Annotated in this window: 7 protein-coding genes; 5 read left to right on the top strand and 2 right to left on the bottom strand. The window is 73.3% G+C overall.

Translation table 11 applies throughout. The annotated features are described in order from the left end of the window. Together H5J30_RS10580 and moeZ are read left to right on the top strand one after the other, a co-directional pair. A partial coding sequence (locus H5J30_RS10580; protein ID WP_181787172.1) for a spherulation-specific family 4 protein occupies positions 1-599 on the top strand: 599 nt, incomplete at its 5' end. 61 nt (positions 600-660) lie between these two features. After that, positions 661-1,839, top strand: a complete 1,179-nt coding sequence (moeZ, locus tag H5J30_RS10575) for an adenylyltransferase/sulfurtransferase MoeZ (protein ID WP_181787171.1) — start codon at positions 661-663, stop codon at positions 1,837-1,839. A gap of 75 nt (positions 1,840-1,914) precedes the next feature. Here the strand turns inward: moeZ and H5J30_RS10570 are convergent, their stop codons facing one another. Beyond that, entirely contained in the window at positions 1,915-3,477 is a 1,563-nt protein-coding gene (locus H5J30_RS10570; RefSeq protein WP_181787170.1) for an alpha/beta hydrolase, read from the bottom strand. Positions 3,478-3,607: 130 nt separating this feature from the next. Between H5J30_RS10570 and H5J30_RS10565 the strand changes: the two genes are divergently transcribed. Further along, positions 3,608-3,883, top strand: a complete 276-nt coding sequence (locus H5J30_RS10565; protein WP_181787169.1) for a YciI family protein — start codon at positions 3,608-3,610, stop codon at positions 3,881-3,883. A gap of 21 nt (positions 3,884-3,904) precedes the next feature. Here H5J30_RS10565 and H5J30_RS10560 read toward each other — a convergent pair whose 3' ends face one another. Beyond that, positions 3,905-6,697, bottom strand: a complete 2,793-nt coding sequence (locus tag H5J30_RS10560) for a lysylphosphatidylglycerol synthase transmembrane domain-containing protein (RefSeq protein WP_181787168.1) — start codon at positions 6,695-6,697, stop codon at positions 3,905-3,907. A 161-nt stretch (positions 6,698-6,858) separates the two neighbouring features. On the opposite strand from H5J30_RS10560, the gene H5J30_RS10555 reads away from it, so the two are divergent. Both H5J30_RS10555 and H5J30_RS10550 read left to right on the top strand, forming a co-directional pair. Further along, positions 6,859-7,236, top strand: a complete 378-nt coding sequence (locus tag H5J30_RS10555; RefSeq protein ID WP_181787167.1) for an MGMT family protein — start codon at positions 6,859-6,861, stop codon at positions 7,234-7,236. A gap of 84 nt (positions 7,237-7,320) precedes the next feature. Further along, the coding region (locus H5J30_RS10550) for a UvrD-helicase domain-containing protein (protein WP_220188755.1) at positions 7,321-8,218 on the top strand (898 nt) is incomplete at its 3' end.

The following is an 8,218-nucleotide window of genomic DNA, read 5'->3' as shown; positions in this document are numbered from 1 at the left end:
CCGTCCACTGGACGGTGCTCGACGTCGCCGGCGGGCCCGGCGCCCGCCCCGACCCGCACTGCCTGGAGGCCGCGGGCCGGCTGAAGTCGGCGCGGGTGCGCACCCTCGGCCGGCTCGACCTGCGCCAGGGCCGGCGCCCGTTCGGCGAGCTGATCACGGACGCCCACCGGTTCCTGGAGTGGTACCGCGTCGACGGCTTCTACCTCGCCGGCTGCCCCGCGGACCGCGACCGGCTGGCGGAGGTCCTGCGGATCACGACGACGCTCGGCGCGCTCTGCCCGGACGCCCACACCGTCCTCGGCATCGGCACGCACCCGCACCCCGGCTACGCCGAGGCCGCCGACCAACTCGTCACCTTCGCCGGCCCGTGGGCGGACTACCGCTGGTCGCAGGTCGCCGAGTGGACCGCGGAGCAGCCCGCCGAGCGGTTCTGCCACCTGGTCCACGGCGTACCGCCGACGCACCTCGACGAGGCCCTGCGGATCGCCCGCTGGCAGGGCGCGGCCTCGGTGTTCTTCACCGACCGGCCCGGATGGGAGGCGCTGCCCGGCTACTGGGACGACCTCGTCTCGCGTCTCGGACAGGGTGTCTCGGAATGAGGAGGTGCGTGGCAGTGTTACCGGAAGACCCACTGTGCTCTCACACGCTTACGGAGTCCCCGTGTCGCTGCCACCGCTGGTCGAGCCCGCTCCCGCGCTCTCCGTCGACGAGGTCCGCAGGTACTCGCGCCACCTGATCATCCCCGACGTCGGGATGGCCGGCCAGAAGCGGCTGAAGAACGCCAAGGTGCTCTGTGTGGGCGCCGGCGGTCTCGGCTCGCCGGCGCTGATGTACATGGCCGCGGCGGGTGTGGGCACGCTCGGCATCGTCGAGTTCGACGAGGTGGACGAGTCGAACCTGCAGCGGCAGGTCATCCACAGCCAGGCGGACATCGGCCGCTCCAAGGCCGAGTCCGCCCGTGACACGGTGCTGGGCATCAACCCGTACGTGACCGTGCAGCTCCACCAGGAGCGGCTGGACTCCTCGAACGTGATGGAGATCTTCGCGCAGTACGACCTGATCGTCGACGGCACGGACAACTTCGCCACCCGCTACCTGGTCAACGACGCGTGCGTGCTCCTCGGCAAGCCGTACGTGTGGGGCTCCATCTACCGCTTCGACGGCCAGGCGTCGGTCTTCTGGGCCGAGCACGGCCCGTGCTACCGCTGCCTGTACCCCGAGCCCCCGCCGCCGGGCATGGTGCCGAGCTGCGCCGAGGGCGGCGTGCTGGGCGTGCTGTGCGCGTCGATCGGCTCGATCCAGGTCAACGAGGCCATCAAGCTGCTCGCGGGCATCGGCGACCCGCTGGTCGGCCGGCTGATGATCTACGACGCCCTGGAGATGCAGTACCGCCAGGTCAAGGTCCGCAAGGACCCGGACTGCGCGGTCTGCGGCGAGAACCCGACCGTCACCGAGCTGATCGACTACGAGGCGTTCTGCGGCGTCGTCTCCGACGAGGCGCAGGAGGCCGCGGCCGGCTCGACAATCACTCCGAAGCAGCTCAAGGAGTGGATCGACGACGGCGAGAACATCGACATCATCGACGTCCGCGAGCCCAACGAGTACGAGATCGTCTCGATCCCCGGCGCCCGGCTGGTCCCGAAGGACGAGTTCCTGATGGGCAACGCCCTGGAGGGGCTGCCGCAGGACAAGAAGATCGTCTTGCACTGCAAGACGGGTGTCCGGTCCGCGGAAGTCCTGGCGGTGCTCAAGTCGGCCGGCTTCGCGGACGCGGTGCACGTCGGCGGCGGCGTGGTCGGCTGGGTGAACCAGATCGAGCCGGAGAAGCCGATCTACTGACGTACGGCGTACACGTGTGACGTACGCGTGCCGCCGCCGGAAGCCTCCGGCGGCGGCACGCGCATGTGCGGGGGACTACTTCCGGCAGGTCGTGTCGTCCTGCGGGGCCCGGCCGTCGAGCAGGTACGTGTCGACCGCCTTCTGCGTGCAGTCGTTGCCGCTGCCGTACGCCCCGTGGCCCTCGCCGACGCGCGTCAGCTTCACCGCCACGTCGCCGCCGAGCGCGTCGACCATCCGCTGGGTGCCCTCGTACGGCGTCGCCGGGTCGCCGGTGGTGCCGACGACCAGGATCCTGTCCGCGCCGTTCGCGCTCACCTGCGGCGTCGAGCGCTTGCCCGTCACCGGCCAGCCGTCGCACGACGCCATGCCCCAGGCCATGAAGTCGCCGAAGACCGGCGACGCCTCGCGGAACTCCGGCAGCCGGCGGCGGATGTCGTCCGTCGAGTAGCGGTCCTTGGTGTCCGCGCAGTTGACCGCGAGGAACGACGACTGGAGCGTGCTGTAGTGCCCGTCGGGCTCGCGGCCGTTGAGGGCGTCGGCCAGGAGCAGCAGGGTCGCCCCGTCGTCGCCCTGCGCCTGCTCCAGGCCCTGCGTCAGCAGCGGCCAGAGCTGCTTGGAGTACAGCGACTGCGCGATGCCCCCGGTCGCCAGCGACTCCGTCAGGTCGCGGCCGGAGGTGCCCGGGATCGGCTTGCGGTCGAGCCGCTCCAGCAGCTCCGCGATGTCGTCGGTGGCGGCCGCGGGCTCGCCGGCGGCGGCGTCGCCGAGGGGACACTGCTTGCCCTGCCGTGCGCAGTCCTCGGCGTAGTTCTCCAGCGCCCGCTGGAAGCCCTTCGCCTGCGCCAGCGAGCGCTGCGCGCTGTCCTGCGTCGGGTCCACGGGGCTGTCGAGCACGGCCCGGCCGATCCGCTCGGGGAAGAGGTGGGCGTAGACGGCGCCCAGTTCGGTGCCGTAGGAGATGCCGAAGTAGTGCATCTTGTCGTCGCCGAGCGAGGCGCGCATGAGGTCCATGTCGCGGGCGGCGTTCTCGGTGCCGACGTGCGGCAGGATCTTGCCGGAGTTCTTCTCGCAGGCGTCGGCGAAGCCGTGGATCCGGTCGAGGTACGCCTTCTCCTCGGCCTTGTCGTCGGGGGTGTTGTCGGCGGCGAAGTACTTGTCGAGCGCGCGGTCGCCGAGGCAGTGCACACCGTCGCTGCGGCCGACGCCGCGCGGGTCGAAGCTGACGAGGTCGTAGCGCTTGTGCAGCGTCTTGTACTGGCCGGCGAGGCCCGGGAGGGTGTCGATGCCGGAGCCGCCGGGGCCGCCGAAGTTGAAGAGCAGCGAGCCGATGCGCTCCTTCCGCGGCCCGGTGGCCTCGGCGCGGATCATGGCGATGCCGATCTTCTCGCCGTCCGGCTTGTCGTGGTCGAGCGGCACGTCGAGCGTCCCGCACTGCCAGTCGGCCTCCGCGGCCGGGGCCCCGGGTGCGGGCGCGGGGAGGTTCTTGCACGCCCCCCACTGGATGCCTGCGGCCGCCGCGCCGTCCTCCAGCCCGCCGGCGCGCTCGGACGACGACGCGATGCCGCAGCCGCCCGCGGCCAGGGCGGTCAGCAGGACGGTGGCGGCGGTGGCTGCGGTGGTCGGTCTGGTGACCCGCACGGCGGCTCCCCGGTCTCGGCGGTGGCGGACTGCCATCGTCCGGCGGGGCGGGTACGGCCGCGCGCTGCGCGGGGCGTACGGGTGAGTACGGTGGCCCCGTACCGTTCACCCCCGCCACCTGGGAGGCCGCGTGTCCTACTACGTCCTCGACTACGCGTACGTCGGCGACTACCTGGAGCGGCGGGACTCCTACCGCCAGGCGCACCTCGACCTCATCCGCGAGTGCCACCGGCGCGGCGACCTCGTCATGGCCGGCGCCATGACGGAGGCCCCGCCGCGCGGGCTGATCGTCTGGCGGGCCGACGGCCCCGGGCCCGCCGAGGAGTTCGTCAGGAACGACCCGTACGTCGCGAACGGGCTGGTGGACGAGTGGAGCATCCGCCCCTGGAACGTCGTCGACCTCTGACCCGCGCGCGCCCCCTGCCCGCTACAGCGCGCCCTTGCGCGTCAGGTGCGTGAACGACAACCACCCCGGCAGCACCGGCATCCAGAACGTCAGCAGCCGGAACAGCAGGACCGCCGACAGCGCCGTGTCGCTGGGCATCCCCGCCGCCGTCAGACCAGCCGTCAGCGCCAGTTCCACCGCGCCCACGCCGCCCGGCGTGGGTGCGGCCGAGCCCAGCGCGTTGCCGGCGAGGAAGACGACCGCGACGCTCGCGAAGCTGAGGTCGCCGCCGAAGGCCCGTACCGAGGCGTCCAGGCAGAGCACGAACGACAGCGTCATCAGCACCATGCCGCCGATGCCCGCCGCGAGCTTCTGCGGGCGCTGCAGCACGTCCAGCATGCGCGGCACCACGCCGGCGAACAGCGACCGGATCCGCGACGAGACGGCCTTCCGCAGGAACGGTACGGCGGTGATGATCAGGATCAGCACCGCCGCCGCGAGCAGCCCGGCGATGACCGTACGGGACGGGGACAGCGACGGCGTCCGCTCGGTCCCCGTCAGATAGCCGAAGGTCAGCAGCAGCAGGATGTGGCTGCCGAGCCCGAAGAGCTGCGACGCGCCGACGCTGGCGACCGCCAGGCCCGGCCGGACGCCCGACTTCTGCAGGAAGCGGGTGTTGAGCGCGACCCCGCCGACCGCCGCCGGCGCGACCAGCTTGACGAACGAGGCGGCGACCTGCGCCAGCACCGTACGCCCGTACGGCACCCGCTCGGGGACGAAGCCCAGCAGCGACAGCGCGGCGGCCAGGTACGTGGCGGCGGAGAAGAGCGCGGCCAGCGCCGCCCAGCGCCAGTTGGCCTGCGACAGCACGTCGTCGATCTTGACGTGGGTGAGCTGCGTCAGCAGGAAGTACGCGGCGAAGACGCCCGCGATGATGCTGACGAGCGTGCGCGGCCGGATCCGCTCGATCCGTACCGGCTCCACCGGCGCCTGCGGCCGGATCAGCAGCACGTGCTGGCGGATCTGCGTGAGCACGTCCTCCTCGCGGGCCTCGTCCAGGGCGCCCTCGATCGCCCGCTTCTCGGCCTGCTTGGCGGCCCGCATGCTCTTGCGGTCCGCCGCCTGGTGCTTGCGCGACCGCGACGCCTCGATGACCGCCTCGCGCTCGCGCGCCGCCGGCTCTCCCGCGAGCGGGCGCAGCTCCGCGCGGGTGTCCCGGGTCAGCGCGATGGGCTGGAGCAGCGGCAGCGCGTCGGCGACCGCGTCCGGGCCGAGGACCTCCACCGCCGCCGCGACCGCCCGCTCGGCGCCGATGCGCAGCGCGAACGTGGTGAGCAACTGGGCGAGGTCCATGCGCAGCACGACGTCGCCCGCGGCGATGTCGCCGTTGCTGAGGTCGGTGAGGATCACCTTGCCGGAGCGCGTCACCAGCACCGCGTCCGCGTCGAGCCGGCGGTGCGCGATGCGGCGCGACTGCAGCGCCTTGACCTGCCGCCAGGTCTCGCGCATCAGCAGGTCGGTGATCGCCTCGTCGGGGACGGTGTTCAGCGGCCGGCCGCCGGTGTGCTCGTAGACGAGTATGACCGCGTCGGGGCCGAGGTCGGAGGTGGCGATGAGCTTGGGGGCGTTGGCGCCGGCGGCGATCGCGGCGTACGACAGCAGCGCCTCCTGCTCCAGCGCCTGGCGCAGCGACTGCATGCTGCGCCGCTGGTAGACGCCGCGCAGCGACAGGCGGCGCCAGGCGCGGTAGAAGAAGCCCTGGGCCTGCTGCTCGCGGTCGACGACGGTGACGTCCAGCGGCGGGCCGTCCTCCAGCGTGACGACGAACCGCCGGCCGCGGCCGTCGCCCTCCAGGTCCGGCTGCTCCTCCGGCACCAGCGCGCTGACGGGCCGGAAGCCGACGCGGCGCAGGCCGGCGAGGAGGTTGCGGCCGGTGGGGCGGACGTTGGGGGAGCCGACCGCGTACATCGTGCCGTAGGCGACGGTCCAGCCGATCAGGACGGTGAGCAGGATGGCGAACGGGGTGGTGTAGCCGCCGACGAGCACCGCGAGGCCGTCGAGCACCAGGACCGTCCACATCAGCACGCGCCAGCGGGCGTGCCGGGCCATGCCGACGGCGGTCATGTACGCGATGACGGGGGCGAGATACCCGTGTACGGGGTCGGTGCGCTCGCCGTCGCGGGCGATCTGCGTCAGCGCCCCCTGCACGGAGCCGGGGGCGCCCTCGGACACCCAGAGCGAGACGGCGAGCCCCGCGCCGTGCGCGAGCACGGCGGCGAGCACGCCGTCGGCGATGCGCAGGCCGTCGCGCTTGACGAGGCGTTCGACGGCGAAGGCGACCGGGACGATGAGGACGGCGATGCTGGAGGTCAGGCCGCCGAGGGTGACGACGAACGAGGGCGTGTACTCGGCCCCCTTGGTGATGTCCTCCTCCAGGCCCTCGGTGGTGGCGTGCGCGACGGTGGCCAGGCCCAGCACGGCGGCGATGCCGAGGAGGCCGAGGAGCAGCCGCATGAGGTCGGAGGGGCGGTGCACGCGGGCGGGGAGGAGCGGGTCGTCGCCCTCGATGGGGCCGGGGGCGGCGCGGCGGCGCGAGTCGTGGCGGGTGGGGGCGGCGGGGGAGTGGGGGCGGGGGCCGGCCGGGCGGGGGGTGTCGTAGAGGCCGCGGGGCGAACCCCCCTCGTCCTTGCCGTCTCCGTCATCCCCCCTGCTGTCCCTGCCGTCCCTGCTGTCCCTGGCCTTCCCGTCCTCGTCGTCACCGTCCCGGCGGGCAGGGCTCTGCGCCTCCGTGGCCGGCTCTGCCGGCGGAGGCTCGGCCGCGGAGTCGCGCCGCATGCCCTGGGTTGTCCCGTCTTCGTCTCGTATCACCAGTCACCGCCCGCACGATGGTGGCACGAGCATGTCTCCGATGGTCGCATCCGGGTGGCCTTGGCAGCGGTTCGCCCGGTGCCTGCCGCCGCGCCGGACTGTCGGCGGTCTGCGGCAGGATGGGTCGGATGGACGACGCGACGCCTTCCGCCGGCGGGCCGGGGCCCGACCCGGCTCTTCTCGACGAGTATGCGGACCGGGTGCTCTCCGTGGCAGAGGGCATCCCGCCGGGCCGCGTGATGACGTACGGGGATGTGGCGGAGTTCATAGAGCGGGGCGGGCCGAGGCAGGTGGGCCGGGTCATGGCGCTCTACGGCAGCTCCGTGCCCTGGTGGCGCGTGGTGCGCGCGGACGGCCGACTGCTGCCGGGCCACGAGCGCGAGGCCCTGGAGCAGTACCGCGTGGAGGGCACGCCCCTGCGTGCCACCACCGCGGGTGAGCAGCGCATCGACCTTCGCCGCGCCCGCTGGGACGGCAGCGGCGGCGGTGTCGGGGGTCATGTCTGACAGCTTCCGCCACCGGGCGCCAAACGGCCCGGGCCGCCGCCCGTACGGAGTACGGTTCGGCAACCGGCACCTGAATCCCGTCCTCTGCCACCGGCGATACATGTGAGCACCTTGTCCGTCTCCTCCCCGGCCTACCGGCTCGTCCGCACCGCCCCCGTGCGGCCGGTCCCCCCTGTGCCGGACGCAGCGCAGCGCGCGGTGGTTCATCACGGGGAGGGACCGCTTCTCGTGCTCGCCGGGCCGGGGACGGGCAAGACCACGACTCTGGTGGAGGCCGTCACCGAGCGGATCAGGCGCGGAACGGACCCCGAGCGGATCCTCGTGCTGACGTTCAGCCGCAAGGCGGCGGTGGAGCTGCGGGACCGGATGGCGGCCCGGCTGGACGGCGCGCCGGCGCCGCAGGCGAGCACGTTCCACTCGTACTGCTACGCGCTGGTGCGGGCGCACCAGGACGCCGAGATGTTCGTCGAGCCGCTGCGGCTGCTGTCCGGCCCGGAACAGGACGTCGTCGTACGGGAACTGCTCGCCGGCCACGACGGGGACGGCGGGCGGGCCCGGGTGTCCTGGCCGGCCGAGCTGCGGGCCTGCCTGACGACGCGCGGGTTCGCCGACGAGGTGCGGGCGGTGCTGGCGCGCAGCCGGGAGCTGGGTCTGGGCGCGGCGGCGCTGGACCGGTTCGCGGCGGCGGCGGGGCGGCCGGACTGGGCGGCGGCGGGGGAGTTCCTGGCGGAGTACCTGGACGTGCTCGACATGCAGGGGGTGCTGGACTACGCGGAGCTGGTGCACCGGGCCGTGCTGCTGGCCGAGACGGAGCGCGTGGCGGCGGACCTGGCGGGGCGCTACGACGCGGTGTTCGTCGACGAGTACCAGGACACGGACGTCGCGCAGGTGCGGCTGCTGCGGGCGCTGGCGGGCGGCGGCCGGACGCTGCTGGCCTTCGGCGACCCGGACCAGTCGATCTACGCGTTCCGGGGGGCGGACG

It is taken from the genome of Streptomyces phytophilus (assembly GCF_013870535.1).
GTDB classification, from domain to species: domain Bacteria; phylum Actinomycetota; class Actinomycetes; order Streptomycetales; family Streptomycetaceae; genus Streptomyces; species Streptomyces phytophilus.
Note: the sequence above shows the minus strand (reverse complement) of the source record. Positions and strands in the feature narration are given on the sequence as shown.